Origin of the sequence: Streptomyces sp. AcH 505 (assembly GCF_000818175.1) — a bacterium.
Classification (GTDB): Bacteria; Actinomycetota; Actinomycetes; order Streptomycetales; family Streptomycetaceae; genus Streptomyces.
On sequence record NZ_JTIY01000001.1, the window covers coordinates 4,176,601 to 4,201,434 of the forward strand.

A 24,834-nucleotide genomic window follows, 5' to 3' on the forward strand; every position below is an offset into this window, starting at 1 on the left:
GATCGTCTGCCACGCGGCCTCCGTCTCGCCCCAGCGCGCCTGCTCACGGGCGGCGGTCACGGCCCGTCCGAAGGCCCCCGGCGCCTCGTACTCCTGGCCGCTCTCCCGCTGTTCCCCGAGCATCGACCGCACCTGCCCCTCCAGCTCGGCCGCCGCGCCCCTGCCGTGCGCCGCGGCGTCGGTCAGCACGTCGAGCTGCTCGTCGACATCCGCCCCCGCCAGAGACGCGAGCCGCGCCTCCTCCACGGCGGCGTCCAGCTCGCGGGCCGTCTCGTTGTCGGCGGCGCCGCCGTTCTCGATGTTCCGGTGGAAGTCGCGGAACAGCTGCTGCATGACGTCCATGAACGACTCGTAGCGGTCCGGGAACTCTCCTGACCAGCCGCGATACACATATACGGCCCATTCCCCCTCGGCGTTCACATCGCCGGGGTCGAGCAGCACGTCGATCATGTCCGACTCCACGGACAGCTGAAGGGCGCGGTCCCACATGCCCGCCAGCAGCACGTCCTCCTCCGACGGGTTCTCGCCGAGCTGCGACTCGTACTCCTCCCGCATCCCGGAACCGCCGTGCCGGTGGACACCCTCCGCCGTGCCCAACAGGTACACCGGGGTCCCGGCGGGCCGCCAGCCGTCGGTGGTCGCGAGGAACGACCGGTACGTCGGCGGCAGCCGCTTACCGAGCCGGTCTTCGAGCGCGACGATGCGCTCCTCACTCACGGGCCCGAACCCCAGCCAGCGGTTTCGCAGGATCTCCTCGTCCGCGCCGTCCCGCCCGCGAGCGCCGGGGGAGTCGGCCCAGTCCGCGCTCCACCGCTCAAGGAACGGACGCCAGTTGTAGATCTTCATGGACTCATGGTGCCAGGACCCACTGACAATCAGCAGGCCGTCGCGGACCCCTCCGGCACCCCTCACATCTGCGAGGTGCGGAGGTACCTACGGCTGGTATTCGGGGTTCCGCAGCCCGGCGGACGGGCATCACCCGCATGCGGCCGCCGGTACGCCGATCCGGCCGTCGCGGACCGTCCGAGGGGGATACCGATGACCCGGCTCAGCACACCACCGACCCGCACCGCCGCGTCCGGCACCGCCGTCTCGTTCGCGCTCTGCGGTGAGATCGCCCGCCCGGCCTCACTGACCGTCGCCGATCTGCGCACCCGCTACCCCCAGCGGCGGGCCGACGTGATCTTCGACTGTGCCACGAGCGGGCCACGGCACCACATCTTCGAGGGGCCACTGCTCCGCGAGGTCGCCGTCGCCGCAGGACCGGCCTTCGACGCGCGGCGGCGCAAGGACCGCTCCCGGTTCCTGCTCGCCGTCAGCGGAGGCGACGGCCACCGTACGGTGCTCTCCTGGGCGGAGATCGACGCGGACTTCGGCGACGTACCGATCCTGCTGGCCGCCACCATGGACGGGCGGAGCCTGGCGTCGGCGGGCAGCCAGCTGGTGGTGCCGTCCGACCGCTGCGGCGCCCGCTACGTCAGCGCGATCAGCCGCGTGTGGATCGGCGCCTGTCCGGAGTGCTGACCGAGCACCGGGCGGCGCACCGACCGGAGCAGTGACCGCAGCACCCGGCACCCTTGCGGGCCGGGCCCCCTGCCAGGTGTCAGCATGGACCCATGGAGCTGACCATCAGACGGGCCACCGCGCGGGACGCCAAGCGGCTCACCCGGATCGTGCAGCGCTCCAGCGCCTACGGAGGCCATTACGCGCCGATGACCGACGGCTTCCGGGTGGGCCCCGACTACATCGAGACCCACCGGGTCTTCGCCGCCGTGGGCGACCAGGGACGGCTGCTCGGCTTCTACTCGCTCGTGCTCAGCCCGCCCGAACTCGACCTGATGTTCGTCGCCGACGACGCCCAGGGGCAGGGCATCGGCCGCCGCCTCGTCGCGCACATGAAGGACGAGGCACGTGCGGCAGGACTGGACCGGGTGCGGGTCGTCGCGCACCCGCCGGCCGAGGGTTTCTACCGCAGCGTGGGGGCGGTGCGCACCGGCACACTGGCCGCGAACCCGCCCGCCGTGATGTGGGACCGCCCGGACATGGTCATCCAGGTCACCCTCAACCCTTGAGCCCACGAAGCCAGTTGACCAGCAGCTCGTTCAGCTCGTCGGGACGCTCCTGCTGCACCCAGTGGCCGCAGTCGGGCAGGATGTGCGAGCCGGCCAGGCCGGGGAGTGTCGTCGGATACGCGGCGATGGCGTCGGACAGCCAACGGGTCGACGCGTCCAGCGCGCCTCCGACGAACAGCGACGGCTGGGTGATCGGCGCGCCGTCCCAGGCCGCGAGATCCGCCCAGTCGCGGTCGGCGTTGCGGTAGCGGTTGAGCGCCCCGGTCAGTCCGGTACGTTCGAACTCGCCCGCGTAGTGGTCGAGTTCGTCTTCGGTGAGCCAGGAGGGCAGCGGTCCTCCGGTGAACCGGTCGGACATCTTCCCGCCGGGGCCGATGAAGTAGATCCTGTTGCCGTCGGCCGCCATCGTGTCGCCCGAGAGCCCGGAGTAGACCCCGGCCAGCCAGCCGCGTACGTCGGGTTCGATCTCCGCCTCGGCGCGGCCCGGCTGCTGGAAGTAGCTGACGTAGAACTCGTCGTCCCCGCCGATCCGCGCGAAGACCTCGGTCGGCCGGGGGCCGCCACGCGGTGCGTAGGGCACGCTGAGCAGCCCCACCGCGGTGAAGACATCGGGCCTGAGCAGCGCCGAGTTGGCCGCGATGGGGGAGCCCCAGTCGTGGCCCACGATCGTCGCCGTCTCCTCGCCGAGGGCCCGTACGACTCCGGCGTTGTCGGCGACATGCGCCAGCATCCGGTAGTCCTCGACCGCCGCCGGCTTCGACGACCGCCCGTAACCGCGTACGTCGATGGCGACCGCGCGGAAACCGGCCGCCGCGATGGCGGGGATCTGCCGGCGCCACGAGTACCAGGACTCGGGAAAGCCGTGGACGAGGAGGACCAGCGGCCCCGTGCCCTCCTCGACCAGATGGATACGGCCGCCCGGGACGTCGACCAGTCGGTGCTGCATGTGTCCTCCTGCGATGGTGCGGACGCTCTACGCGGTGTCCGTCCCAGCCTTGGCTCCCGGCGGTGGCGAAGGCAAGGAGACTTGCCGTTCTGGCAAGACGGCGGGGGGAGGGGCCGGCATCCGGTCCCTCCCCCCGCTTTCCTCAATGCGTCACTGGCGTCAGGTGAGCTTCACCTGCTTGTGCGCCGACGTGCTCGCCTTGAAGTTGGCGTCCCCGGCGTAGGCGGCGGTGACGGACGCCGTGCCCTTCTTCTTCGGCAGGGTGATCGAGAAGCTGAGCTTGCCCTTGGCACCGGCCTTCAGCGTGACCTTGTGGGTGGTGGTGGTCCCGCCGACCTTCGCGGTGACGGTGACCGTGCCCGTCGGGTACGCGCCTGCGCTGTGACCGCCGACCGTGACCTTGACGGTCTCGGACTTGCCGTGCGCCAGCTTGGTCTTGGACAGGCTGAGGGTGACGGTCGACTTCGCCTTGGCGACGGTGAGCTTCTGCGAAGCCGTACCGCTCGGGTCGACGGAGTCGCTGCCGTCGTACCGTACGGACACCGTGTGTGCGCCCACCGACAGAGTGGCCGGGAGGGTGAACTTGCCCGCGCCCGAGGCGCCGAGCTTCGCCGACAGCTTTCCGGTGCCGTAGTTCACGGTCACCGTGCCGCCGCTCGCGCCGGCCACCGAGAACACCCCGGAGACCGCGTGTCCGTACGAGGTGGACTTTGCCGACAGGGCCATGGCGATGGAGCTCTGACCCTTCGTCAGTACGAGCTGCACCGTGTCCGAGACGGACGCGTCCGTGGTGGGCGTCGCCGCCAGGGCCGCGGTGAAGGCGTGCGTACCGGCCTTGAAGCCGGCCTTCACCTTCAGGGACGCCGTACCGCCGCTGAGCTTCGCGGTGCCGAGCGCCGTCGTCCCGTCGGAGAAGGTCACCGTCGTACCGTCGACACCGCCCGTGACGGCGGCCTTCAGTGTGACGCTCTGGCCGATCTTCGGAGCGGCCGGGTCGAGGGCCAGTGTGGTGGCCGTCGTCGCGAGTACGTCGACGTCCGCCGTCTCCGTGAAGCCGGAGCCCGCGCCGACCGCGCTGATCGTGGCGGTCCCGAAGGGCTGGTCCGCCGGGAGCACGGCCGGGAACGAGACCGTTCCGTCGGGCCCGGCGGTCGCGCTGCCGAGCACGGTGGAACCGATGCCGAACGCCACGCTCTCGCCGTCGCGGTAACCCGCGCCGCCGAGGGTGACCGTACCGCCGGGCGCCGGCTTGGTGTCGTCAGCCGTCAGTGTGCCGGGGTGCGCGAGCGCCTCGTACTCGGCGCAGGCGTCGCCCTGCACACCGACCGGCGGAGCCACGGTCGCCGTGCCCGTCACTCCGTCGTCCTCGCGCACCGTCATGGTGCCGAAGTCATGGCTGCCGAGCACCGCTTCGGTGGAGTTCGAGATGCCGAGCTTGTACGCGGTGCTCGCCGTCGTACCCGCCGTGGTGTCACCGCTCACCGGGATGTCGAGGACCTGGCAGGTCGTCCCCGGGTCGAAGGTGACCTTCTGCATGGCGAGTCCGACCTTGCCGGTCGCCGAGCCGATCGCGGTGAAGTACGCCGAGACGGGCGTGGTGCTGGGCTTCGAGAGATAGACGGCGACCTCGTCGGCGCCCGGCCCGTTGCCCTCCTCCGCCGTGCTCGAAGCGACGTTGACCGTGGGCCGCGTGTGCACACCGGCCGTGCCGAGGCCCTTGTTGTCGAAGCCGAGGTCCGACAGGTACACACCGCCGGTCGGTACGCCGTCCACACCGACGGCCGCGGTGAAGCCGACGTTGGTGACGTGCTTCAGATCGAGACCGGCCGCGGCCAGCGTCGCCGTGGGCACCGACACCTGCTGGAGCACGATCTTGCCCAGGTTGGTCGACGTACCGCTGGCGGGCATCCTGGTCACGCCCCACTTGTTCAACTCGGAGACCAGGCCGGACCACTTGTGGCCCGCCGAGTCGGTGACGCCCAGCGTCATGTCCGTACCGGCGGTGACACTCTCGTCCGGCGACATGGACACCGTCAGCTCGCTGTACGACGACACGTTCTGCTTGGCGGCCGGCAGCGTCACACCGAGTGCGCCGGTCGTCGCCGTCCAGGTCAGGTGGGTCATCACGTTCAGCGGGACGTTCGGCGCGAAGGACGCCGGAGTCCAGTGGGGCACCTGCTGATTGCTCAGCGTGGAGCCCGGGTTGGTGCAGTACGGGTACGGCTCGGGCACCGTACGCCCGTACTTGTTGGCGCAGACCGTGGCCGTGGCCGCCGACGTGGTCCCGATCAGCGGGCTGGTGGTCTTGAACGAGGTGATGTCGGAGCGCTTCGAAGCGGGCTGCTGCGCGACCGTACGCACATCCGCGAAGTCGGCGACGGACGGCGGCAGTTCCTGGGAACCGTCGAACATGCCGTCGAACTGGCTCTGGCCGCCCAGCGTCGACTCGAAGAAGCCGGATATGTACGCCGCGCCGACCTGGTACTCCTGCGCGGCGGTGAGCCGGATGTTCTTGCCCGAGGCCAGCGCCTTCGCGCTGGTGCCGCACACCGCGTCGTCGGCGGCGGACCAGTCGTCCGAAGCGGCCGGGGAGGGCGGGGTCCAGGCGGAGTTGAAGAAGTTGTGGTCCGTGCCCATGACCCAGAGGTTGGAGCGCAGGACGTTGTCGGAGAACGCGTCGCGCGAGTCGGCGAAGAAGTGCTGTCCCTGCTGGTCGGAGACGTCGCCGTCGCAGTACGGCAGCAGCGTCGTCGTCATGACGTCCGGCAGGGTCGCGCGGGTGAAGTCGATGGGGGCGAGCGGGAAGACCGACTTGATGTTCCACGGCTGCGGCAGGGCCTCGTTGAGGGTGCCCGCTGTGACGACACCCTCGCCGCCGCGAGAGTGGCCCATCAGCCCGATCTTGCTGAAGTCCATGGTGCCGGCGAGCGAGGTGGCGCTCAACGTGCCTGCCGGGTAGGTCGACTGACCGGCCGTCAGGGCCTGGTCGAAGGTGACGTCCTGGTCGGCGGCGGCGTCGTGATAGCTCACCGGCTCCCCGGCGTTGACCTTCTTGAGCATGGACAGCGTGTCCAGGACGAGCTGGCCGCGGGTGATCGCGCCGTCGTCGGGGGAGAGCTGGTTGTCGTTGGCGTTGATCGCGTTGGCGGAGACCGACACGACGGTGTAGCCGTCGGCGGCCAGGGCCTCGGCGGCGGCGTCGTAACCGGCGTAACTCAGGATCGGCGTGGTGCCGGCCGGGCAGGGCCAGCCGCTCGCGCCCCTGAGCGTCGTGGTGTTGTAGCAGGAGCTGTGCCGGCCGTGTAGGAAGACCACCAGCGGGTGCGGCTTCTTGTCGGTCGGTACGTAGACGCGGCCTTCGAGTTCGCCGCGGATGCCGCCGATGTCGGCGAGCGGGATGGACTGCGCGCCGAAGTTGTAGTCGGCGATGGTGTATCCGCCGGTGCCGATGGTCGTCGGGTCGTCGGACGTCGTGCCCGAGCCGCCGATCTCGTTGGGCACGGCCTGCGAGGTGAGCTTGCGCTGCGCCTTGGCCTGGGCGCTCGCCGAGGGCAGGGTGGTCGGCCCGACGGCCGTGCTCGCGCCGCCGCTCGACCACTGCCAGCTGATCTTCTTGGCGGTCGCCACGGAAATGTCGGGGGTCGCGATCGTCAGCGTACGGCCGTCCGCCGACTCGGCGGCGGGGCCGAGATCGGCCCCGTCCGCGAAGAGTTCGGGTACGTCGTCCTTGACGGGCAACGGGGCGTCCAGCGTGAGCGATACGAGGTAACCGCCCGCGCCCTGGGTGACGGTCCAGCCGTCACCCGAGGCGACGACGGACGAGTCGGAGGCGGACGTGGTCGCGGCCGGTGCCGCGGCTGCCGCCGGGGCGGACGCGATCGACAGCGCGCCCACGGCCAGCAGCCCGGCTATACCGCCGGCAAGCGGACGCAGAAGCGTCCTGGTCGGTCTGGATATCTTCACTTGTGCGTGACCTCACTCCCAAGCGCCGAGCGGCGCGGAGACAGCGATCGGTTCGACAGCCGGGAGAAAGGTTGACACTGCAACTAGGTGAAATCGATCAGGAAATCGAAACGTTCCAGCCAATTGATCACGACGTAACGCTATAAAGGACAAGTTGGCTTATTTCACTACACCCGCCTACACCCGCACCGAGGTGTCGCCGTGCAGCCGTCCTCGTTCCTGTACGTCCTGAGAAGCCTGCTGGTGAGCGCGCACGGCCGGCGCCTCCACGTCCGGGCGGCGCTCTGGGCGGCCGGATTCACGGTCCTGCTGCTGCTCGTGGGCTCGTGGGTGATCGTCCCCGTCGAGGAGTCGGCGCCGCGCGCCACGATCACGAGCTTCCCGCGCGCGCTGTGGTGGTCGATCGAGACGGCCACCACGGTCGGCTACGGCGACTTCTATCCCGTCACCGCCTGGGGGCGAGTTATCGCCACTTTGGTGATGCTCGTGGGCATCGCGGCGTTCAGCATCGTGACGGCGGCCATCGCGACCTGGTTCGTCGGCTCGGCGGCCCGCAGGGTGCGCGCGATGGTCGCGGACGCGGGCCGGCTGGAACAGCGGGGTAAGGCGGACGCGAGCGAGGAGATCCGCGCGCTGCACGAGCGGTTCGATCGCCTGGAGCAACTGATCAGGGATCCGCGTACGTGATCGGAGATCCGCGAATGTGATCTGAGATCCGCCTACGTGATCAGGGATCCGCGTACCGCAGCCGCCAGGAATACAGTGGATGGAGGCGTTGTGAAAGGCGGTACCTGCCGTGGAATCTGAACGTGCCGATCGATTGGTCGCGGCGCTGCGCGACCGCGGGGTGATGGCGCATGTGGCCGAGACGGGAGTCTACGAGTTCGGAATCCGGGTGGTCCTGGATCTGAATGTCGAAGCGCTGTGGGACATGGGCGGCGGGTCAGGACTCGAAGCGGAGGTGCTGAGCGAGGGCGGCCTCGTCGGATTCGTCCCGCATATCCCCGGCTCGGAGGATTTCACCGACCAGCAGCTCATCGACGCCATCGCGGCGACGAATTACTCGACGGAGGGGCTGCACCCGCCGACGGACGGTGGTGCGGGCGACGCCTCGCCCGCGCCGACGGCTCCTACCAGCAAGGATGCGAAGGCGGGCAGGCACAGAAGGCGCCCGTGGCACCGCTGACGGCAGCACGCGGCCTATAGCCCGGGAGCACCCCAGACGGGAAACCAGCGGGCGAGATCAGGCTCGATCCGGAGATCGGCGCCGAGCGCCGCCCGCACCTGAAGTTCGAGCTGGCTGTCGCGTTTCTCCGCACTGCCGGGCAGGGGCGCGAAAGGGAAGAAAGCGCCTCGCTTGTAGAGATAGACGAGCGCGAGAGGCTGTTCGCCAACACCGTCCGCGTCATTGCGGAAACCGACCAGAGAACAGAGGAGCTGCGGCCCGAAGCCCGCTGCTTCGAGTGACGTGTTGACCGCGTGCAGATCGGTCACCAAGGCCGAGATGTCATCGGGCGCGCGCTGGGCGAGAAGCCAGTTGTAGCCGTATGAGTCGCGGCTGAACCGTACCGGGGAATCGTCGGCGGACGTGTCGACGTCGAGCAATTCCCCGATGTCCTGCCGAATACGCGCGAATTCACCGCCCTCGACACCGGCAAAACACACCGAGCCCGCCCCGGTGGGCCGGAACCCGGTGCCGGCCTCAAGGGTGAGCGCGGCGGACGGCAGGGCGAACAGCTGGTCCAGGTCGGGCTGGACGGGCTTGCTGCGGCCGAGGATGGTGTCGAGAAGGCCCACGGGTACGGACTCCTGCCTGGTGGTGGTCGTCTACCGGCGCCGCGCGGTTCACGCGCGGCCGAGGTCGTCCGAGATACGGGCGAGCTGGTCGAGGCGCTGCTCAAGGGTCGGGTGCGAGGAGAACAGCCGGCCCAGGCTCTCCCTCGAGGAGAACGCCGGGATGAAGTACAGCGCGTTGTACGGCTCCGCCTTCCGCAGATCCTCCGTCGGGATCCGCGCCATCTGGCCACTGACCTTCGTCAGCGCCGAGGCGAGCGCCGAAGGACGGCCGGTGAGCAGCGCGGCGGCCCGGTCGGCGGACAGCTCGCGGTAGCGCGACAGCAGCCGGGTCAGCAGAAAACCGATCACATACACGACGGCGCTGACCAGCGGAATCAGCAGCAGCGCCAGCCCCAGCGGACTGGAGTCCCGGTTACCGCCGCGTGCCAGCCCGCTCCAGAGCGCGACCCGGGCGATCAGCCCGGCGAGCACCCCGAGGAACGACGCGATCGTCATGACCGCGACATCGCGATGGGCGACATGCGACATCTCGTGCGCCAGCACCCCCTCCAGCTCGGCCGGCTCCAGCCTGCGCAGCAGCCCGGTCGTGGCGCACACCAGCGCCGTACGCTCGCTGCGCCCGGTCGCGAAGGCGTTGGGCAGGTCACTGCGCGCTATCGCCACGCGCGGTTTCGGCATGTCGGCGAGCGCGCAGATCCGGTCGACGGCTCCGTGCAGCTCAGGTGCCTCTTCGGGGGTGACCTCGCGGGCCCCCATGCTCAGCGCGGCGATCTTGTCGCTGAAGAAGAACTGTGCCGCGAACAGGGCGCCCGCGACGACCACGATGATCAACCAGGCACCCTGCAGAACGGCGAGCAGGACACCGACAAGCACCACGTACAGCAGACCGATCAAGAACATGGTGGTCACCATGCGGGTGGTCAGGCCGCGGTCCGGGGTGTAGCGACTCCGCGTCATCATCATCTCCTGTGCGATTACCCCCGCACGGTCAATTCTCCTCCTTCCGTCACTTTCCTGACCAAAAGCGCGTAGACGGGTCTGTGACCGGGCGGCCGGTGTGCGCGTCCAGGAGGACGCGGTCGCCGAGCGGCCGGTCCAGCGTTACGGTCACCGGCCCGCCACGCAGCTCGCTCGTACAGGGGCCCTTCTTGCTGCCGACGACAGAGGCGTAGAGCACGACGCTGCCGCGGGTCTCCAGGGTCTTCACGACGGGGCCGTCGTCGCAGGCCCCGTGCGTCGCGACGACGGTGACGGACCGGCCGTCGCCGGCCACCTTGACGAGCCCGACGAGCGGCGACAGCTCGGTGGGCCGGTTCCTGATCGGTCCGACCGGGGGAGCGGGGAGAGGCGAAGGGCGGAGCGCGACGCGCCTGAGCGGAGTCGCGTATCCCTCCAGCGTGAACAGCCAGGCGGGGGCGGTCGCCGCGCCACGGCTGGTGGTCACGGTCATCGCACCGAGCCGCGCGCCGGTCACGGTGAGATGCGGCCGCCCGACGTCGCCGCCACCGCGCGCCACGGCGGCGTACGCGCTCCGCGCGCTCAGCAGCGGCAGGGTGAGCGAGCCGCCGTCCTCCCACCTGACCTGCGCGTTCTTCGGTGCGGTACGGGGGAGCCCGCCGCGCAGGACGAAGTTCTCGCTTCCGTACGCGAGCTTGTCGGCGCCGCTGTGGAAGGCGTCGGCGGGCGGCTGAACCGCGTCGCTCATGGGGTGGTAGCCCGCGCGCCAGACGCCGGCGGCCTCGGAACCGTCCCAGGCGTCGGCGACCTCCCGGGCACGCTGGGCCCCGTCGTGGGGACGGACGGCATCCCCGCCGCCGTCGTCTCCACCGCAGCCGGTGACGGCCAGGGCGACTACGACGAGCAGTCCGACGGTGCGGGCGGTGCGGGTACGCATGGGTCCCCCTGGAGGCGTCCGGTGTCCGGGACGCCCCTATGACGGCCGGACGAGAACCCGGGTTCCGGCGGGACCACCAGCGACCTACTCCGGCGACGAGACTTCACCGCCGATTCCGGTCTCGTTGCCGTCGGCGTCATGGAACACCCACTTGCACACCGCGCCGTGCTTCTCCATCTCCACCGGCAGCAACCCCCGCTCGGCGATCCGGGCGACCTCGGCATCGGGCTCGTCCAGCCAGATCAGACTCACCGCGCCACCCGCCCGCTTGGCGTCCTCGACGATGTACACGAACCGGTTCTCGGCCAGCTGCCACACGGCTTCGATGTCGTTGGGGTAGAAGCTCGGCTCCACTCCCAACAGCCGTTTGTACCACTCCAGCGCGCTCGCGTAGTCACGCACCGCGATCCCCGCGAAAATCCCCACGGCCATGGCCGACTCCCACTCTCGAAACACTCCTGTACACACAGCAGACTCCCGCACCGCACAGGACTCATCGGTTAACGTCCGGGACGCCGCACTGGACGCGGGCTGGCTGCTGGGGCCCTTCAAGGACACCACGGACCCACGTCACAACGAGGCCGTGGAGATCAAGTGGGGCGTCCACCCACGTGGCCTGGCCCTCGTCTGCGGGACGCCTCCGCGTCGAACTCCCGGGCCGCAGCGTCCTCTTGGCGGAGCAGGGCGACTACGTGGTGTGGGGCCACGGCGTGGACCACTCGTGGTTCGCCGAGGAGGAGTCGGTGGTACTGACGGTGCGCTGGCCTTCGGTACCGGGCTACGCCGTCCCCCGAGCCCCCCTGACCCCCTGACCCTCGGTATGGCGGACGGAACCTGTCCGCAAGTGGTGAAACGGTGACCCCATGGACGCAGAAGAATTCGACTGGAACCGGACACTGCGCGAGCAGTGGCAGTTCCACTGGACGCACCGGATCCGCCCACGGCTCGCCGGTCTCACCGACGACGAGTACTTCTGGTCACCGGCCCCGGACGCCTGGACCGTACGCCCGCGCGGCACCTCACAGGCGCCCGCGGCGATCGGCTCCGGTCCGTTCACGATCGACTACGCCTTCCCCACCCCGACCCCCGCGCCGTTCACCACGATCGCCTGGCGGCTCGCGCACGTCATCGTCGGCGTACTGGCCATGCGCAACGCGTCACACTTCGGCGCGCCGGCGGCGACGTACGACACCTGGGACTACGCCGCCACCGCGGCCACCGCGCTGGACCAACTCGACGCCGAACTCGACGTCTGGGCCGCGGGGTTGGCCACCCTGGACGACGCCGGCCTCCGCGTGCCGGTCGGCGCGAGGGAACCGTACCCGGACGCCCCCATGGCCACCCTGGTGCTGCACATCCACCGTGAACTGATCCACCACCTGGCCGAGGTCTGCCTGCTGCGCGACCTCTACCTCCACACCACGCCCACCAAGAACGGAGCCCCCCGATGAGCCGCCACATCCAGGTCACCTTCGACGCCCACGACCCCAAGGCCCTGTCGACCTTCTGGCGCGAAGCCCTGGGCTACATCCACCCGGGCCCACCCGGCGTGGACCTCCCCGAGGGCGCGGACCCACTGGCCGCCTGGGACGACTTCCTGGCACAACTCGGCGTCCCGGAGGCGGAACGCAACACCAAGTCAGCCATCGAAGACCCGGAAGGCCACGGCCCCCGGGTGTTCTTCCAGCAGGTCCCGGAGGACAAGGTGGCCAAAAACCGAGTCCACCTGGACGTCCGAGCCGCCCCGGGCCTCCAGGGCGAGGCCCGCATGGCAGCCCTGGAATCGGAATGCACCCGCCTGGTAACCCTGGGAGCAACCCGCCTGCACCGCAGCGACCCGGAACCCCCGATGAACGCGGGCTTCATCGTCATGACAGACCCGGAAGGCAACGAATTCTGCCTCGACTGACCTACGAGCCTGCGACCACTGCCGGTACGCACTGAGGCGCAGCTCAACAGGGTTTCAGGAAGTGGTCACTTCGTCGGTCGTGATCCGCTGCCAGACCTCCCCGGCCCTCCGCCGCAGCGCGGGGACGAGTTCCACGTTGTCCCCGCGTTCGGCACTCTGGAGGAGCTCGCTGATCACCACCAGCTCCGCGAAGCGCCCGGCGTCACTGTCGAGAAGGGCGGCGAGTTCTTGGCGGACGTGCTGAGCGGTTTCCGGCGTCGCGAGGCTGTACGCGTGCAGGAGGGCAGCGTCGTAACCAGATGGGGCGGTACCCCAGCCTTCCCAGTCCATGATGCCGAGCTCGGGACCGGCGAGGTTGGCCCAGTGCAGGTCGCCGTGCGCGGTGGACCACGCGGGCGCAGTCGTGGGGACCGGACCGTCGAGAAAGGCGAGGTACTTCGGCATGGCGCGGTCCAGGTATGCCTGGCGTACGGCTGTGCGATCGGTCTTGACCGCCGAGAGACAGTCGAGGGCCTTCCGAAGTCCCTCCCACCATCCGGTCGCCAAGCGCGGCATGACGGCAGGCACCGGAGTGGGGGAGAGGGTGCCGCCGCTGACGTGGTCATAGAGCTCTGCTCTATAGGCGTCCTCCCCCTCGGTCCACTGCCGTACACGACGCAGAGAAGGGCGCGGAATCTCCTGGGGCAGTAACTGTTCGGCGTCCTCCGGTCCGGTCCACAGCTTGCCGCTCGCTCTGTCGGACGGGCTGTGGACCACACGCAGCCATCCGGGGCCGTATGGCCCGGTGACGGGCCGGCCCAGCGTGCGTCCCCGCCACCCCCACGCCTCATGCGCTCCTCTGCCGGACGGCCGAGTGTCAGGGACAGTCTTGAGGGCGCCGCACGCCACGGTATGGGCCCTGCGCATGCGCGAGGCGACCTCGGGGTTGTCAGCTTCCGAGGACATCGATGACCTTTCTCAGACGATCGGGCGACAAGGGCTCGCAGACGGTGGCGCCCAGGGCATCCGCCCAGTGTGCCGGTGTGCTTGCCGACAACAGGACGCGTGACACCCCGGGGGCCGACAAGGCGACCAGTAGCGCGGCCTGCGCCGGGGAGGCAGCGGGGTCGATGACGCGTAGCAGATCCTCCGTCATGGCGCTGAGAAGTTCGCCGCCTCCCAGAGGGGCCGATACGAAGACATCGAGCCCGGCTCCCCGCGCCTCTGCCAGCGCTCCGTGCCCGTTGAGTGCGTCCGCCACGACGGCGAGATGGATGAGCGAGACTGGGAACTGCGCAGCGCGGAAGTGGTGGTGTGGCCCGCCCACTGATTCCGCCAGAGCCGTCAGTTCCCGAATGGTGAACATGCCGCTCGACAGTCCCGACCAGGTGGCGACACCGTAGCCACCGATCTTGTCGGCGTCCGCCGCGTGTTCCAGTTCCTCGAACGTGTCGGCCAGCGTCTGCGATACCTCAGCCCGGTCTGTCCGGCCGTGTTCCGGGTTGTGGACGAAGACCAGGTCCGGGGCACGACCGAGGCGGGTGTGGCTACGGGCAAGCTGCCAGGCGATGTAGGGGCGCGTCAGGCAGTGGGCTTGATCGCGGTCGTACGCCAACGCGCCGGCGCCGCGAGCGGCCTGCCGGTCGGAGTCGGGTACGAAACCGACCTTGGTCGAGACGCGCACCTGTGGGCACGCGTCGAGTAACGGCCGCAGAGATGCCTCGGCCGTACCGGCCGCGTAGTTCGGCGCCGTGTCGAGCCACGTCACTCCGGCGTCCACGGCGGCCGCCGCCGACCGTGTCACATCACGGCATCGGTATGTTCCGGCCGCGAGCCGGGCGCTCATTCGGCCCGCCCCACGGCTGCGATCTCGCCGTCCACAAGCTGACTTACGAGTAACGCCACCTGCCCGATGCGAAGCCCGGCTGCGTGGGCCAGTGCGTCCAGCCGGTGGTGACCTCCGGCCACGAGGAGGGAGAGCAGGGGCGCGGCCTGTGCGGAGAAGGCCCATTCTTCTCCCCCTGCCGTCAGCACCACATTGCCCTCCTCGTCGCTACGCAACCTTGCGCGGGCGGTGACGAGGTGTACTGCGAGAGCGGGGTCGGGCGGTACGCCTTCGACGTACGGGAGTGAGGGCACGAGGCGGGCTCGGTCGGTCGCGTCCCGCGTGGTGAGGAACCGGTCGAGGAGCGTTCCGTCTTCGAATCCCTTCATGACGAGGTCACCCAGCGACCGCACGAAGTCCGCTTTCTCCTCTCGAGTCCCGAAGCGTGGCAGGTCGCTGCGCACGGCGGCTTCGCGCCGCAGGTCCTCGGAAAGCCACTGGAGGAGGTCAGCGCCCGTCGCCGTCTGCATGCCGCAGGTGAGATGGAGGGAGTGAACGCCTTCGGAGGCGGCCACAGCGTGCCACCAACCGCGCGGCAGATACAGCATGTCCCCTGCGTCGAGGACGAGTTCGATAAGGGGCTCATTCGGCGGCGGTTCGGGAACGTCCGTGTCCCGGTGCAGCGGTGCCTCCCTTGTGGGGCCGTAGATGCGCCAACGCTTGGCACCGTCGAGTTGGAGAACGAGTACGTCGTGGTCGTCCCAGTGGACTCCGAAGCCCTCCTCAGGTGTCCACGAGGCGTACGCATTGACCTGGACACCTGTGCGCAGGTGTCGTTCCAACTCCTGGGCGAGGTCGCCAATGCCCGGGTGGAGTTCGTCGATCGCATCCAGAACGAGGGTGGCGCCGTCGGCGAGGTGACGGTGCAGCTCGGCGGGCTTCAGCCGGTGCCACACCGTGCTGCGACGGGTGGTGACCGGTACCGAGTAGGCGTGCTCAGGCAGCGCTTCGCCGTCCAACGAGAGGCGCAGCCGGGGCGGTTCGAGCCGGTGGTGGGTGAGCAAGGCATTCAGGTCGTCCCAGCCGAGCAGGCCGCCGAAGCGGCCCGGTTCGCCGGGGAAGTGGCGGTAGGTGCGGCCGTACACCTGGGCGAGGAAATCCTCGCCCAGGTGCGCGACCACCGCGGGTACGTCGGTGGTCATCGGTTGCGGCCCTTTCTAGTCGTTGCCGTCGGAACGACCGGTGGAACCGCCGTCCGAGGGCTGCTCGGTCCTCGAACGGGCGGCGGCGATCCGGCGACGGGCAACCAGCAGGCCGTCGCCCTTCTGCCCACCGTTGGTGGTCACGTTCTGCTCGGGCATGGCTGTATCTCCTTCGGTGTTGGCGGAAGCGAGCCGGTTGCGCGCTCCCTGGTTGGGGCGTCTCCGGGCGCGGACCGGTGGTGGGACTGGTCCGCCCGGAGCGCCTGTACCTGGCATCGGGACTCGTGCGTCCGGAAGTCAGGCGGTCAGTGGTTCAGTTGACAGCGACGTGCGTACGGGAGTCTCTGCCGTACTCCGGTTCGGGAGGCGCCACCGGTTGTGATGTGCCTCCGACCGAGGAATCGCTTTCATATGTGGCAGGCGACGGACAAAGTGGCGAGGAAGAGGAACTGCCGACCTCGAACCAGACTGCCTTTCCGTCTTTGGTCGGCCGCGAGCCCCAGGCCTGAGCGAGCCCGTCAACCAACTGAAGCCCGCGCCCGCTCTCTTCATCCAGGTCAGCCGACGGCTGCCGCGGAAGGAGACCGCTTTGCCTGTCCTCGGCCTCCAGCCGCACGCGGGACCCGTCCCAGCTCACCGTGACCTGGCAGCCTTCCCCGGTGTGCACCACTGCGTTCGCGATCACCTCGCCGGCCAGCAACTCCAGCGTCTCGACCGTGTCGTCCGCGATTGGCAAATCCCAGTCACGGACGATCGCGACAACCCTGCGGCGGGCAAAAGACACGGCGCCGACTTCGGCCGGGACACGCAAGGACGAGGACTTTGCGGCGGGTGTTCGGAACGGCATGGAGGGCGAACCTTCCTGGCTGTGTGCGTCGGAGTTCCACACAACCGCCCACAGCCAACGACGCCCAGAGCACAATGGACGCATCAATGCGGCATCCATGCGGCACACCCACGCGTCACCTGGGGAGTCGGCATAGCCTCAAGTTCCTGACAGGGCGGGCGAAACGGGGAGACGACCTCATGGCGCACCACCGCAACGGCCTCGCGGCACGCCGCCGAGCCGTCGGCCTCACCCAAGAGGCGCTTGCCGAGCACATGCAGGTGGACCGCTCCAGCGTTGTTCGCTGGGAATCCGGCCGTACCGCTCCACAGCCCTGGATGCGTCCACGGCTGGCCCGCCTTCTTCGCGTCGATGCCGAAGGCCTCAATGACCTCCTGACCGCACGGTCGCCAGGTGGTCCGCAGGGACAGGACGCCATCGACTACGCGGTGCTCCATCCAGATCGCGTCGATCTGCCCGCCGTCGCGACACTTCGCGCGCGCTTCGACGACTGCGCAGCTCGTTACGACCGGGTGCCTTCGGCCGGCCTCATCGCAGAAGCAGCGATACAGCTCAACCTGATTGATCAACTCGCTGCCGGGTCCGCACGCGGACGAGTGCAAAGGGAACTCCACTCCCTGCACGCCGACGCCTGCACGCTTATGGGCCAGCTGGTCTGGGACGCCTCCCAACGTCGTGATCACGTCACCGCGAAGACGTACTACGAGCGGAGCACCGACCTCGCCCGCCACCTACGGGACTCCACCCTCGAAGCCCACGCTTTACTGCGCACCGGCTACGTCGCGCTGTACGGCGCGCACGACGCACGGGCCGGGCTCGCGCTCGCGGAGCAGGCAGCCGAAAAGGCCGAACGTACGAGCCCGGCACTGTCCGGGCTGGCGCTTCTCCACGTTGCCGAGGCACACGCCATGCTGCGTTCGTCCTCAGACTGCGAACGAGCCCTCTTCCGCGCAGAGCGTCAACTCGACCACGCGGACGGCAGTGACGCCGCCGCCGACCTTGTGTCGCCCACCCAGTTCGGCCGCCTCGCAGGGTCCTGCTACCTCTCCCTCGGAGACCACCGGCGAGCCGAAACCTTGCTGACCAGTACGGCGGAGACGCTACGGGACAGGCGAAAGTCACGCGCCATCGTGCTGGGGAACCTTACGCTCGCCCGTATTCGTCAGGGCGATGTCGAGACGGCCGTGGCCAGCCTCACTGAAGCCGTTGCCGAGTTGGAGACCACTCGCGGGGGTGGAGGCATGAACATCGTCTTCGGCGCGGCCCGTGAGTTGCGCCCCTGGCGACAAGAACCCCTGGTCGCCGAGATCCACGACAGGCTGCTCGGCTTGATGACGGCAGCGTAAGAGAGAGAAGGAGACCCCGGTGGCAGCCAGCTCCCTGGACCAGGCCAAACAAGCGGTACGCACCCAGGTCTGGGATGCCCTGACCGCAGCCGACGCCGTCCACGACGCTTCCGTCCATGGCCGCATCCCCAATTTCAAGGGTGCCGAGGAAGCTGCGGGCCGGTTGTCGAAACTCCCGGCCTGGCAACGCGCCGGCGTCGTCAAAGCCGTCCCGGACAAGGCCCAACTCCCCGTGAGGGCAAGGGCCCTGGAGGAGGGAAAGATCGTCTACATGGCGGTCCCGAAGCTGGCCACACTCAAGCCCTTCTACCTTCTCGACCCGGCAGCCCTCACCGTCCCACCCGCCGAGGCCGCGGCCAGCCGCATCGCCGCCACGATCGCCCCCACCGTCGATGTCGACGCCCTCCGTCCCCTGGACCTGATCGTCCTCGGCAGCGTCGCCGTCAACCGCGACGGCGCCCGCATCGGCAAGGGCGCCGGCTACTCCGACATCGAATTCGCCCTCCTCACCGAGGCCGGCCTCGTGACCCCGGAGACCGTGATCGTCACCACCGTCCACGCCCTCCAGGTGACCGACGCTCTGATCCCCACCACCGAGCACGACGTCAGCGTCGACATGATCGTCACCCCCGACGAGACCATCGTCTGCCCGAACCCCCACCGGCCGTCAGGAGTCGACTGGTCGGCCCTTACGCCGGAGAAGATCGCCACGATCCCGGCCCTGGCGGCACGCCACATGGCATGACGACGCCTACGGGACGTAGGTGCCCTGCGCAGCGGCGAGCACCGGCTTGTCACAGGAAGGGCACTCGCTGAGGATCGGTTGTCGCGGTGTTCCCTATCCCGCAGCGGCTGTCATGTACAGAGGTTGGAGCCTCAGTTCCGTGGCCGAAGCGGAACACAAAAAGCCGTTGGCCGTGCTCTTCCGTAGCGGAGGAACACGGCCAACGGCCCATGGACGGTCCAGGAGAGCGGAAACCCGCTCTGACCTGGGGCCTTCTTAGATGTCGAAGTAGAGTTCGAACTCGTGCGGGTGCGGGCGGAGTTGGATCGGGGCGATTTCCTTGGTGCGCTTGTAGTCGATCCACGTCTCGATCAAGTCCGCCGTGAACACGCCGCCCGCCTGGAGGTACTCGTTGTCCGCCTCCAGGGCGTCGAGGACCGCCGGGAGGGACGTCGGGACCTGGGCCACGCTGGCGTGCTCTTCCGGGGCCAGTTCGTAGAGGTCCTTGTCGATCGGCTCCGGGGGCTCGATCTTGTTCTTGACGCCGTCGAGGCCGGCCAGCAGCAGGGCCGAGAAGGCCAGGTACGGGTTGGACGACGGGTCGGGGGCGCGGAACTCGACGCGCTTGGCCTTCGGGTTCGAGCCGGTGATCGGGATACGCATCGCGGCCGAGCGGTTGCGCTGCGAGTAGACCATGTTGACCGGGGCCTCGAAGCCGGGGACCAGGCGGTGGTACGAGTTGACCGTCGGGTTGGTGAACGCCAGCAGCGACGGGGCGTGCTTCAGGATGCCGCCGATGTAGTAGCGCGCCATGTCCGACAGGCCGGCGTAGCCCTGCTCGTCGTAGAAGAGCGGCGTGCCGCCCTGCCACAGGGACTGGTGGACGTGCATGCCGGAGCCGTTGTCACCGAAGATCGGCTTGGGCATGAAGGTCGCGGTCTTGTTGTTGCGCCACGCCACGTTCTTCACGATGTACTTGAAGAGCATCAGGTCGTCGGCCGCGGCGAGCAGCGTGTTGAACTTGTAGTTGATCTCCGCCTGGCCTGCGGTGCCGACCTCGTGGTGCTGACGCTCGACCTGGAGGCCGGAAGCCTCAAGCTCCAGGGAGATCTCCGCGCGCAGGTCGGCGAAGTGGTCGACCGGCGGGGCCGGGAAGTAACCGCCCTTGTAGCGCACCTTGTAGCCGCGGTTGTCGGCCGTGGAGCCGGTGTTCCAGGCGGCTGCCTCGGAGTCGATGTGGTAAAAGCTCTCGTTCGCCGTCGTGTTGAAGCGCACGTTGTCGAAGACGTAGAACTCGGCCTCGGGGCCGAAGTACGCGGTGTCCGCGAAGCCGGTGGAGGCGAGGTAGGCCTCGGCCTTCTTGGCGATGTTGCGCGGGTCGCGGCTGTACTGCTCACCCGTGATCGGGTCATGGATGAAGAAGTTGATGTTCACCGTCTTGTCGCGGCGGAACGGGTCGACCCGTGCCGTCGACAGGTCGGCGCGCAGCGCCATGTCCGACTCGTGGATCGCCTGGAAGCCGCGGATCGACGAACCGTCGAAGGCCAGCTCCTCGGACGGGTCGAACGAGCCGACCGGGATCGTGAAGTGCTGCATCACGCCAGGCAGGTCGCAGAATCGGACGTCGACGAACTTGACGTCCTCATCCGCGATGAACTTCTTGGCCTCGTCGGCGTTCTGGAACATCCAGCTCCTCCTCCTCCCGACCCGGGGAGGGGCGGGGGCTTATCGCTTGGTCGTGCGGCCGATGTGGGGGCACACGCTGGAGCCGACCATAGGTTTCCGGCATTTCTCCAGCATGACCCTGTTGTTTCGCCCAAGTTAACCGCCCTGGGTGCACGGTGTTGACCTTGGGATTCGCGTACCCCGTCCGGATGGTCCGGAACCGGTCGCAGTACCGTGTGGGGGTGGACAACAGGCAAGCAATCGGATCGTGGCTCTCGGGACCGCGCGCGGCCGCCGAGGACATGGGCGTCGATTTCGGTTACCGCGGTGAACGGCTCGGGCTGCCGGAAGAGGGCCCCGGCTCCGTCGCTCCGCTCGGCCGCCGGTTCGGCGCGATCTTCGTCGACTGGGTGCTGTGCCTGGTCATCTCGTACGGGCTGCTCGCCGGCGGCGAGATGCACCGCGCCGGCAACTGGGCGCTGCTCGTCCTTCTCGTACTGAGCCTCCTGACCGTCGGAACGGTCGGCTCCACCCCCGGCAAGCGGCTCTTCGGGCTGCGCGTCGTCGGACTGACCGGCGGCCGGCTCGGCGTCGGCCGGGTCCTCGTCCGCAGCGTGCTGCTCTGCCTCGCCGTCCCCGCGCTGATCTGGGACCGCGACGGGCGCGGGCTGCACGACCGCGCGTCCGGAGCCGTTCAGGTTCGGATTTAGTCCAAGGGATTCAGTTCAAGGTTCGGATCTGGTCCGTACACGTAAAGGAGGGCGGTCCGGGTCTCCCCGGGCCGCCCTCCGACGTTCGTACGCCGCGCGTCAGCGCGCCTTTCCGCCCCTCGGCATCCGCATGCCCTTCGGCATCGGGCCCTTCGGCAGCGGCATGTTGCTCATCAGGTCGCCCAGCGCGCGCAGCCGGTCGTTCGTCGCCGTCACCTTCGGCCCGTCGAGCACCCTCGGCAGCTTCAGCAGCGTCGTACGGACCTTCTTCAGCGGCACCTGGCCCTCGCCGTCACCGACGATGATGTCGTGCACCGGCACGTCCATCACGATGCGCGCCATCCGCTTCTTCTCCGCGGCCAGCAGGCTCTTCAGCCGGTTCGGGTTGCCCTCGGCCACCAGCACGATGCCCGCCTTGCCGACCGCGCGGTGCACGACGTCCTGGTTGCGGTTCATCGCCACAGCGGGCGTCGTGGTCCAGCCACGGCCCACGTTCTCCAGGACCGCCGCCGCCGCGCCGGGCTGTCCCTCCATCTGTCCGAAGGCGGCACGCTCGGCACGGCGGCCGAAGATGATCGCCATCGCGAGGAACGCCAGGATGAAACCCAGAATGCCCAGATAGAGGGGGTGGTTGATCAGAAAACCGACCGCGAGGAGGACACCGAAGGTGACGATTCCGACGCCGCCGACGACAAGACCGACCTTCGGGTCGACCCGCCTGGTCATCTTGTAGGTCTGAGCGATCTGCTTCAGTCGCCCCTGGTTCGCAGCAGAGTCTGCGTTTTCCTTCCTCGCCATGTACGGGAGTTTACGTGGCTGGGGAAGCGGTGTTCGACACGGCCTCCAGAACGTGCTGCGCCTCCACCCGGTCCTTGGCCCTGCGGCGGTCTTCGAGGACGGCCGTCCAGGCGTTCCGGCGGGCTGTCCGCTGGCCGCCGCTCATCAGCAGCGACTCGACGGCGCGCAGAGCGGTGGAGACGGTTACGGTGACGGGTCGTACAGGCGCTGCCTGCATGATGTCGGTCCCCTTCGGAGCGGTGATCGCGGGTGGGCGCGGTACGTGAAACCAGCGTCACCGACAGGTGTTACCAGGGCGTGACCAAGCGGTCAAACGCGAATGAAACCTTGACGGCGGGGCCTTCTCACGCGGTTGCGGCCCGTACGCGCCCCCGACCTGCGGGGAACGTGCGGACCGCGGCACGGCCGGCCTCTACTGGCAAGTAGCCGCTTGTGCCCAGCTTCACACAGTCGGCGTCACACGGCCTGTCCGGCGCCCTGCCCGACCGGCAGTCCCGCCGACTCTCCGTCGACCGGCGCGCCACGGCGCTCCATCGCCTGCCGGTACAGCCGGCCCGCGCGGTACGACGAACGCACCAGCGGCCCCGACATCACACCGGAGAAGCCGATCTCCTCGGCCTCCTGCTGCAGCTCGACGAACTCCTGCGGCTTCACCCAGCGCTCCACCGGGTGGTGGCGCACCGACGGGCGCAGGTACTGGGTGATCGTGATCAGCTCGCAGCCCGCCTCGTGCAGATGGCGCAGCGCGTCACTGACCTCGGCGCGCTCCTCGCCCATGCCCAGGATCAGGTTGGACTTGGTGACCAGCCCGGCCTCGCGGGCCCGGGTGATGACTTCGAGCGACCGCTCGTACCGGAAGCCGGGGCGGATCCGCTTGAAGATCCGGGGGACCGTCTCCACGTTGTGCGCGAGCACCTCGGGCCGCGACGAGAAGACCTCGGCCAGCTGCTCGGGAACGGCGTTGAAGTCGGGGATCAGCAGCTCGACCTTGGTACGGCCGTCGGCGCGCCCCGCCGTCATGCCGTGGATCTGGCGCACCGTCTCCGCGTACAGCCAGGCACCGCCGTCCGGCAGGTCGTCGCGGGCGACGCCGGTGATCGTGGCGTAGTTCAGGTCCATCGTGACGACCGACTCACCCACCCGGCGCGGCTCGTCACGGTCCAGCGGCTCGGGCTTGCCCGTGTCGATCTGGCAGAAGTCACAGCGCCTGGTGCACTGGTCGCCGCCGATGAGGAAGGTCGCCTCACGGTCCTCCCAGCATTCGTAGATGTTGGGACAGCCCGCCTCCTGGCAGACCGTGTGCAGCCCCTCGGACTTCACCAGGGCCTGCATCTTGGTGTACTCGGGGCCCATCTTCGCCCGGGTCTTGATCCATTCGGGCTTGCGCTCGATGGGGGTCTGGCTGTTCCGGACCTCCAGACGCAGCATCTTGCGTCCGTCGGGTGCGACAGCGGACACGTCCGGCACCTCTCTCTGCTGGCGCGGCATTCGATTCTTCGGCGAATACCAGGTTACGCCCGTTATTTGCGTGGCATTACGTCTGGCCAACCCCCCGCCAGAAGGCCGCATTCCCTGCGGCCCCGGCGGCCCGGGGCCGCTACAGCCCCGCCCGTCTCACGCGCTGGCGCGCTCGACCTCGCGCGGCGCCAGCTCGGCGTTCTCCAGCACGTCCCGCAGATGCCCCTCGACGACGGGGAGCACCTCGGCGATCGTCACGTCATGACCCAGCTCGTACGCGAGCGACGTCACCCCCGCGTCCCGGATCCCGCAGGGCACGATCCGGTCGTACTCCTTGTTGTCCGGGTTCACGTTCAGCGAGAAGCCGTGCATCGTGACGCCCTTGGCCACCCGGATGCCGATCGCGGCGAGCTTGCGGTCCTCCCGGCGCTGGCCCGCGTTGGACGGGGCGTACTCCGGGCCGTTGAGCCGGGGGTCGAACTCGTCGTCCTTCAGTCTCGGGTCGAAGTCCAGCGACAGGCCCGAAGGCCGCTTCTCCACCGGGTCGCCCAGCACCCACACCCCGCTGCGGCCCTCCACCCGGGTGGTCGCCACACCGAAGTCGGTCGCGGTACGGATCAGCGCCTCCTCCAGCCGGCGGACATGCGCGACGACGTCCACGGGACGCGGCAGCCGCACGATCGGGTAGCCGACCAGCTGCCCGGGGCCGTGCCAGGTGATCTTCCCGCCCCGGTCCACGTCGACCACCGGGGTGCCGTCCAGCGGGCGCTCGCTGTCCTCCGTACGCCGCCCTGCCGTGTACACCGACAGGTGCTCCAGCAGCAGACAGGTGTCGGGCACCTCGTCGGCGAAGCGCGCCGAGTGCACCCGGCGCTGCTCCTGCCACGCCTCCCGGTACTCGACGGCCTGCTCGCCGAACCCCAGATGAACGAACCGCAGCTCACTCACGGCAGTGCCTCCTTCAGACCCGCTCCGTGCACGTGTCGCGCTCCCGCAACTGTACGGCGGCACTCCGGCAAGCAGCCCGGCAGGTGTGCGTCAGCTATGTCCAGAATCCTCACACGATCGGATGAATCCGGGTCGAACGTGCCGGTGGCGGCGGCCACTGCCGCTAAATTCGCGCCGTTCCATGAGGGCTGCTCTTGGGCCCGGAAGGCAGGAGACCGTACAGCTGATGTCGGAACGACCTCCGCAGCGCATTCCCAACCGCCAGCTCGCCGCGCTCATCGCGGAAGCCGGATTCTCCAACGCGGGCCTCGCCCGCCGGGTGGACCAGCTGGGCCTGGAACACGGCCTCGATCTGCGGTACGACAAAACGTCCGTGACGCGCTGGCTGCGCGGGCAGCAACCCCGTGGCACCACCCCCGCACTGATCGCGGAGGTCTTCACCCGCAGACTCGGCCGCCGGCTCGCCGCGCAGGACCTGGGGCTCGACGCCTGTGCCCCCGTCTACGCGGGCCTCGAATTCGCCGCCACCCCCGAGGAGGCCGTCGACATCGTGGCCGGCCTCTGGCGCAAGGACTCCGGCAGTCACGCGGAACTCCGCAAGATCGCCTTCACCCCCGCAGGGCTCGTCGTGCCGAGCCGCGACTGGCTGATCGGCCGGGCCGACGACCGGGTCGGCCGTCCGGAAGCGGGCCCCGCGCCGAACGTTCGGGTGCCCGGCCAGCAGCCGTCCCGGCCGGCGCCCGCGCTCCCG

The 24,834-nt window shown here is 69.2% G+C and carries 26 protein-coding genes and 2 pseudogenes; 11 read left to right on the forward strand and 17 right to left on the reverse strand.

From position 1 onward, the window contains the following. On the reverse strand, nucleotides 1-846 hold an 846-nt coding region (locus tag HY68_RS43865; RefSeq protein WP_041990486.1), incomplete at its 3' end, for an SMI1/KNR4 family protein. A gap of 192 nt (nucleotides 847-1,038) precedes the next feature. Here HY68_RS43865 and HY68_RS19115 point away from each other — a divergent pair. Beyond that, nucleotides 1,039-1,524 carry a molybdopterin-dependent oxidoreductase gene (locus HY68_RS19115; protein WP_041990487.1) on the forward strand — a complete coding sequence of 162 codons (486 nt, stop codon included), beginning with the start codon at nucleotides 1,039-1,041 and terminating at the stop codon, nucleotides 1,522-1,524. A 92-nt stretch (nucleotides 1,525-1,616) separates the two neighbouring features. Further along, nucleotides 1,617-2,072: a GNAT family N-acetyltransferase gene (locus tag HY68_RS19120; protein WP_041990488.1), complete on the forward strand. Its 456-nt coding sequence runs from the start codon at nucleotides 1,617-1,619 to the stop codon at nucleotides 2,070-2,072. Here the strand turns inward: HY68_RS19120 and HY68_RS19125 are convergent. Continuing rightward, complete coding sequence (locus tag HY68_RS19125; protein WP_078863680.1) at nucleotides 2,062-3,018, reverse strand: alpha/beta hydrolase; 957 nt, start codon at nucleotides 3,016-3,018, stop codon at nucleotides 2,062-2,064. The two genes, HY68_RS19120 and HY68_RS19125, sit on opposite strands and share 11 nt — an antisense overlap. Nucleotides 3,019-3,177: 159 nt before the next feature. Beyond that, entirely contained in the window at nucleotides 3,178-6,981 is a 3,804-nt protein-coding gene (locus tag HY68_RS19130; protein WP_157874374.1) for an Ig-like domain-containing protein, read from the reverse strand. A gap of 201 nt (nucleotides 6,982-7,182) precedes the next feature. Here HY68_RS19130 and HY68_RS19135 point away from each other — a divergent pair, with 201 nt between their 5' ends. Both HY68_RS19135 and HY68_RS19140 read left to right on the forward strand, forming a co-directional pair. Next, nucleotides 7,183-7,668, forward strand: a complete 486-nt coding sequence (locus HY68_RS19135) for a potassium channel family protein (RefSeq protein ID WP_041990491.1) — start codon at nucleotides 7,183-7,185, stop codon at nucleotides 7,666-7,668. Between the two features lie 109 nt (nucleotides 7,669-7,777). After that, nucleotides 7,778-8,167, forward strand: a complete 390-nt coding sequence (locus tag HY68_RS19140; RefSeq protein WP_041990493.1) for a hypothetical protein — start codon at nucleotides 7,778-7,780, stop codon at nucleotides 8,165-8,167. 14 nt (nucleotides 8,168-8,181) lie between these two features. On the opposite strand, the gene HY68_RS19145 is transcribed toward HY68_RS19140, so the two are convergent. From HY68_RS19145 to HY68_RS19160, 4 genes are all read right to left on the reverse strand, one after another. Next, on the reverse strand, nucleotides 8,182-8,778 hold the full coding sequence (locus HY68_RS19145; RefSeq protein ID WP_041990494.1) for a hypothetical protein: 597 nt from the start codon (nucleotides 8,776-8,778) through the stop codon (nucleotides 8,182-8,184). Between the two features lie 48 nt (nucleotides 8,779-8,826). After that, entirely contained in the window at nucleotides 8,827-9,741 is a 915-nt protein-coding gene (htpX, locus tag HY68_RS19150) for a zinc metalloprotease HtpX (protein ID WP_041990495.1), read from the reverse strand. 43 nt (nucleotides 9,742-9,784) lie between these two features. Next, a complete protein-coding gene (locus tag HY68_RS19155; RefSeq protein ID WP_041990498.1) occupies nucleotides 9,785-10,672 on the reverse strand; it encodes a hypothetical protein in 888 nt (295 codons plus the stop codon). An 84-nt stretch (nucleotides 10,673-10,756) separates the two neighbouring features. Then, the gene (locus HY68_RS19160) at nucleotides 10,757-11,104 is read right to left on the reverse strand and encodes a VOC family protein (protein WP_041990501.1); all 348 of its coding nucleotides are present in this window, start codon (nucleotides 11,102-11,104) and stop codon (nucleotides 10,757-10,759) included. Between the two features lie 88 nt (nucleotides 11,105-11,192). Here HY68_RS19160 and HY68_RS19165 point away from each other — a divergent pair. The 3 genes and pseudogenes from HY68_RS19165 to HY68_RS19175 all read left to right on the forward strand — a co-directional run bounded on the left by HY68_RS19165 (nucleotide 11,193) and on the right by HY68_RS19175 (nucleotide 12,581). Then, nucleotides 11,193-11,484 (forward strand): annotated as a pseudogene (locus HY68_RS19165) (signal peptidase I). A gap of 51 nt (nucleotides 11,485-11,535) precedes the next feature. Then, the gene (locus HY68_RS19170; protein ID WP_041990503.1) at nucleotides 11,536-12,123 is read left to right on the forward strand and encodes a DinB family protein; all 588 of its coding nucleotides are present in this window, start codon (nucleotides 11,536-11,538) and stop codon (nucleotides 12,121-12,123) included. Further along, entirely contained in the window at nucleotides 12,120-12,581 is a 462-nt protein-coding gene (locus HY68_RS19175; protein WP_041990505.1) for a VOC family protein, read from the forward strand. The genes HY68_RS19170 and HY68_RS19175 overlap by 4 nt, the downstream gene beginning before the upstream one ends. A gap of 54 nt (nucleotides 12,582-12,635) precedes the next feature. Here HY68_RS19175 and HY68_RS19180 read toward each other — a convergent pair whose 3' ends face one another. The 5 genes from HY68_RS19180 to HY68_RS19195 all read right to left on the reverse strand — a co-directional run bounded on the left by HY68_RS19180 (nucleotide 12,636) and on the right by HY68_RS19195 (nucleotide 16,434). Further along, nucleotides 12,636-13,337: a hypothetical protein gene (locus HY68_RS19180; protein ID WP_041990507.1), complete on the reverse strand. Its 702-nt coding sequence runs from the start codon at nucleotides 13,335-13,337 to the stop codon at nucleotides 12,636-12,638. A gap of 172 nt (nucleotides 13,338-13,509) precedes the next feature. Beyond that, nucleotides 13,510-14,406: an aldo/keto reductase gene (locus tag HY68_RS19185; RefSeq protein WP_041990509.1), complete on the reverse strand. Its 897-nt coding sequence runs from the start codon at nucleotides 14,404-14,406 to the stop codon at nucleotides 13,510-13,512. Further along, on the reverse strand, nucleotides 14,403-15,587 hold the full coding sequence (locus HY68_RS19190) for a cupin domain-containing protein (protein WP_041990511.1): 1,185 nt from the start codon (nucleotides 15,585-15,587) through the stop codon (nucleotides 14,403-14,405). Before HY68_RS19190 ends, HY68_RS19185 begins: the two co-directional genes overlap by 4 nt. A gap of 15 nt (nucleotides 15,588-15,602) precedes the next feature. Continuing rightward, on the reverse strand, nucleotides 15,603-15,746 hold the full coding sequence (locus HY68_RS43870) for a hypothetical protein (RefSeq protein WP_198533301.1): 144 nt from the start codon (nucleotides 15,744-15,746) through the stop codon (nucleotides 15,603-15,605). A 154-nt stretch (nucleotides 15,747-15,900) separates the two neighbouring features. Continuing rightward, nucleotides 15,901-16,434 (reverse strand): ATP-binding protein, encoded by a 534-nt coding sequence (locus HY68_RS19195; protein ID WP_052457139.1) that lies wholly within the window; start codon nucleotides 16,432-16,434, stop codon nucleotides 15,901-15,903. Nucleotides 16,435-16,613: 179 nt separating this feature from the next. Here HY68_RS19195 and HY68_RS19200 point away from each other — a divergent pair, with 179 nt between their 5' ends. Together HY68_RS19200 and HY68_RS19205 are read left to right on the forward strand one after the other, a co-directional pair. Continuing rightward, on the forward strand, nucleotides 16,614-17,780 hold the full coding sequence (locus HY68_RS19200) for a helix-turn-helix transcriptional regulator (RefSeq protein ID WP_041990513.1): 1,167 nt from the start codon (nucleotides 16,614-16,616) through the stop codon (nucleotides 17,778-17,780). Nucleotides 17,781-17,799: 19 nt separating this feature from the next. Continuing rightward, nucleotides 17,800-18,525 carry a 5-formyltetrahydrofolate cyclo-ligase gene (locus tag HY68_RS19205; RefSeq protein ID WP_041990515.1) on the forward strand — a complete coding sequence of 242 codons (726 nt, stop codon included), beginning with the start codon at nucleotides 17,800-17,802 and terminating at the stop codon, nucleotides 18,523-18,525. A 255-nt stretch (nucleotides 18,526-18,780) separates the two neighbouring features. Here HY68_RS19205 and glnA read toward each other — a convergent pair whose 3' ends face one another. Next, nucleotides 18,781-20,190 carry a type I glutamate--ammonia ligase gene (gene glnA, locus HY68_RS19210; RefSeq protein ID WP_041990516.1) on the reverse strand — a complete coding sequence of 470 codons (1,410 nt, stop codon included), beginning with the start codon at nucleotides 20,188-20,190 and terminating at the stop codon, nucleotides 18,781-18,783. A gap of 221 nt (nucleotides 20,191-20,411) precedes the next feature. Between glnA and HY68_RS19215 the strand changes: the two genes are divergently transcribed. Further along, nucleotides 20,412-20,879, forward strand: a complete 468-nt coding sequence (locus HY68_RS19215; protein WP_041996601.1) for an RDD family protein — start codon at nucleotides 20,412-20,414, stop codon at nucleotides 20,877-20,879. 99 nt (nucleotides 20,880-20,978) lie between these two features. Here the strand turns inward: HY68_RS19215 and HY68_RS19220 are convergent, their stop codons facing one another. The 4 genes from HY68_RS19220 to lipB all read right to left on the reverse strand — a co-directional run bounded on the left by HY68_RS19220 (nucleotide 20,979) and on the right by lipB (nucleotide 24,083). Continuing rightward, complete coding sequence (locus tag HY68_RS19220; RefSeq protein ID WP_041990517.1) at nucleotides 20,979-21,677, reverse strand: DUF4191 domain-containing protein; 699 nt, start codon at nucleotides 21,675-21,677, stop codon at nucleotides 20,979-20,981. A gap of 10 nt (nucleotides 21,678-21,687) precedes the next feature. After that, nucleotides 21,688-21,894: a hypothetical protein gene (locus tag HY68_RS19225; RefSeq protein WP_041990519.1), complete on the reverse strand. Its 207-nt coding sequence runs from the start codon at nucleotides 21,892-21,894 to the stop codon at nucleotides 21,688-21,690. 239 nt (nucleotides 21,895-22,133) lie between these two features. Further along, the gene (locus tag HY68_RS19230) at nucleotides 22,134-23,135 is read right to left on the reverse strand and encodes a lipoyl synthase (RefSeq protein ID WP_041996604.1); all 1,002 of its coding nucleotides are present in this window, start codon (nucleotides 23,133-23,135) and stop codon (nucleotides 22,134-22,136) included. A gap of 156 nt (nucleotides 23,136-23,291) precedes the next feature. After that, nucleotides 23,292-24,083 (reverse strand): lipoyl(octanoyl) transferase LipB, encoded by a 792-nt coding sequence (lipB, locus tag HY68_RS19235; protein ID WP_041990521.1) that lies wholly within the window; start codon nucleotides 24,081-24,083, stop codon nucleotides 23,292-23,294. Between the two features lie 226 nt (nucleotides 24,084-24,309). Between lipB and HY68_RS45265 the strand changes: the two are divergent. Then, nucleotides 24,310-24,834: pseudogene (locus tag HY68_RS45265) on the forward strand (regulator); the annotation flags it as partial.

What these genes read in the sequence shown, in the direction of transcription:
- HY68_RS19115 (WP_041990487.1), top strand. Translation starts at nt 1,039, where the DNA reads ATGACCCGGCTCAGCACACCACCGACCCGCACCGCCGCGTCCGGCACC.
- HY68_RS19120 (WP_041990488.1), top strand. Translation starts at nt 1,617, where the DNA reads ATGGAGCTGACCATCAGACGGGCCACCGCGCGGGACGCCAAGCGGCTC.
- HY68_RS19125 (WP_078863680.1), bottom strand. Translation starts at nt 3,018, where the DNA reads ATGCAGCACCGACTGGTCGACGTCCCGGGCGGCCGTATCCATCTGGTC.
- htpX (WP_041990495.1), bottom strand. Translation starts at nt 9,741, where the DNA reads ATGATGATGACGCGGAGTCGCTACACCCCGGACCGCGGCCTGACCACC.
- HY68_RS19155 (WP_041990498.1), bottom strand. Translation starts at nt 10,672, where the DNA reads ATGCGTACCCGCACCGCCCGCACCGTCGGACTGCTCGTCGTAGTCGCC.
- HY68_RS19160 (WP_041990501.1), bottom strand. Translation starts at nt 11,104, where the DNA reads ATGGCCGTGGGGATTTTCGCGGGGATCGCGGTGCGTGACTACGCGAGC.
- HY68_RS19170 (WP_041990503.1), top strand. Translation starts at nt 11,536, where the DNA reads ATGGACGCAGAAGAATTCGACTGGAACCGGACACTGCGCGAGCAGTGG.
- HY68_RS19175 (WP_041990505.1), top strand. Translation starts at nt 12,120, where the DNA reads ATGAGCCGCCACATCCAGGTCACCTTCGACGCCCACGACCCCAAGGCC.
- HY68_RS19185 (WP_041990509.1), bottom strand. Translation starts at nt 14,406, where the DNA reads ATGAGCGCCCGGCTCGCGGCCGGAACATACCGATGCCGTGATGTGACA.
- HY68_RS19190 (WP_041990511.1), bottom strand. Translation starts at nt 15,587, where the DNA reads ATGACCACCGACGTACCCGCGGTGGTCGCGCACCTGGGCGAGGATTTC.
- HY68_RS43870 (WP_198533301.1), bottom strand. Translation starts at nt 15,746, where the DNA reads ATGCCCGAGCAGAACGTGACCACCAACGGTGGGCAGAAGGGCGACGGC.
- HY68_RS19195 (WP_052457139.1), bottom strand. Translation starts at nt 16,434, where the DNA reads ATGCCGTTCCGAACACCCGCCGCAAAGTCCTCGTCCTTGCGTGTCCCG.
- HY68_RS19200 (WP_041990513.1), top strand. Translation starts at nt 16,614, where the DNA reads ATGGCGCACCACCGCAACGGCCTCGCGGCACGCCGCCGAGCCGTCGGC.
- glnA (WP_041990516.1), bottom strand. Translation starts at nt 20,190, where the DNA reads ATGTTCCAGAACGCCGACGAGGCCAAGAAGTTCATCGCGGATGAGGAC.
- HY68_RS19220 (WP_041990517.1), bottom strand. Translation starts at nt 21,677, where the DNA reads ATGGCGAGGAAGGAAAACGCAGACTCTGCTGCGAACCAGGGGCGACTG.
- HY68_RS19225 (WP_041990519.1), bottom strand. Translation starts at nt 21,894, where the DNA reads ATGCAGGCAGCGCCTGTACGACCCGTCACCGTAACCGTCTCCACCGCT.